Origin of the sequence: Bradyrhizobium sp. PRIMUS42 (genome assembly GCF_023006515.1) — a bacterium.
GTDB lineage: Bacteria > Pseudomonadota > Alphaproteobacteria > Rhizobiales > Xanthobacteraceae > Bradyrhizobium.
Genome location: NZ_JALBGZ010001123.1, coordinates 1 through 1,377, shown reverse-complemented (window position 1 = coordinate 1,377; position 1,377 = coordinate 1). Strand labels below are relative to the sequence as shown.

General features: G+C 64.3%; 1 protein-coding gene and 1 pseudogene. Both read right to left on the bottom strand.

Annotated elements, in window-relative coordinates:
- Positions 1–1,010, bottom strand: a 1,010-nt coding sequence (locus tag MOV75_RS38235) for a winged helix-turn-helix domain-containing protein (RefSeq protein ID WP_247008010.1), incomplete at its 3' end; no start/stop codon positions are given.
- 158 nt (positions 1,011–1,168) lie between these two features.
- Positions 1,169–1,377 (bottom strand): annotated as a pseudogene (locus MOV75_RS38230) (MFS transporter); the annotation flags it as partial.

Sequence of the window (1,377 nt, the reverse complement as noted above, 5' to 3'; positions counted from 1 at the left end):
ATCGCCAGCGCAATGCCATCGAGCCGCCGGCAGATGCTCGCGACGAGCGGCGCCTCTTCGGCGCTGAGCTGGAACGGTCCGGAGCTCTGCGCGATGCGCTCGACGAAGAGCTGCGCGGCCGGGTAGGCGAGAACCTCTGCGGCATCGAGACCCTCGCGCTCGGGCGGACAATCCAGCGGAAACAGCCGGAAGATGCGCTCGCCTTCGCTCCGGAACGACTCGCGGCTGGTCGCGAGAACACGAAGCTGCGGCGCTTCGCGAACGATGCGCTCCACGAGCGGGGCCAGCGTGTCCAGCACATGCTCGCAACTGTCGAAGATCAGCAGGGTAGGTCCGGTCTTCAGAAATGTCAGGATCGCCGGCGTCGAATCCTCCGAGTTGACGGTCAGTCCGAGCACGGAGGCGACGGTGGTCGTGACATGGCTGGCGTCGCGTAGTGGACCGAAATCGACGAAGAAGACGCGGCCGCCGAAATCCGCCGAGCGGCGATGCCCGACAGTGACGGCGACGGCGGTCTTGCCGATGCCGCCCGGGCCGACCACGGTCATGAAGGGATAGAGGGTAAGGCCGCTCGAGATCTTCTCGATGATCTCCTCGCGTCCGACCATCTTCGCAAGCGGAGCGGGCAGGGAGCGGGGAGGGCTGATGTCGGCTGAGGCTTGGGCGACCTGCGGGGCCGCTTGGGCGAACGGGGCGACAAAGCAATAGCCACGGCCCGGCACATTGAGGACATAACGGGCGGATTTGCCGGTATCGCCGAGCACCTTGCGCAACGCTGCGACATGGAAGCGCAGGCTGCCTTCGTCGACATTCACGTCGGCCCAGATGCGCTTGACCAGCTCTCTCTTGTCGACGACTTCCCCCGGGCGCTCGGCAAGCAAGATGAGAATATCGAGCGCGCGGCCACCGACATGAAGCGGCTCCCCTTCCTTCTCCAGGAGCCGGGACTTTGGAAACAGTCGGAATGGCCCGAATGAAACGACCGAGTCTTGGTTATTATGAGCTGGCACGTGCCATTGCCCCCGCGACGGGAGTCGAAACGTATTTTATTGTGGTCTAGCAGAACGAGACATCCAGTAAACTGGCCGAAAGCCGCATGGCTGACAGACCTGCGCAGATGGCTTGGGTCGGCTTCGGCTCGTCCCGATAATGCTTGAGACGGAAGGGGTTAGGTCGGCATGGTCCGACCCGTGTCCTTTGTGACGATGCCCGCTGACAGCGTGACGAGACCCATCAGTGCGGCCAGTAGCCAGAACGCCATGGGCAATCCGCCAAGACGTGCGACGAAGCCGACGCCGGCAGGGCCGATCAGGATCCCGGCATAGCCCGCGGTCGTGATCGCCGCGACCGCAAGCCCCGTCGGCATGACGGTTTGCC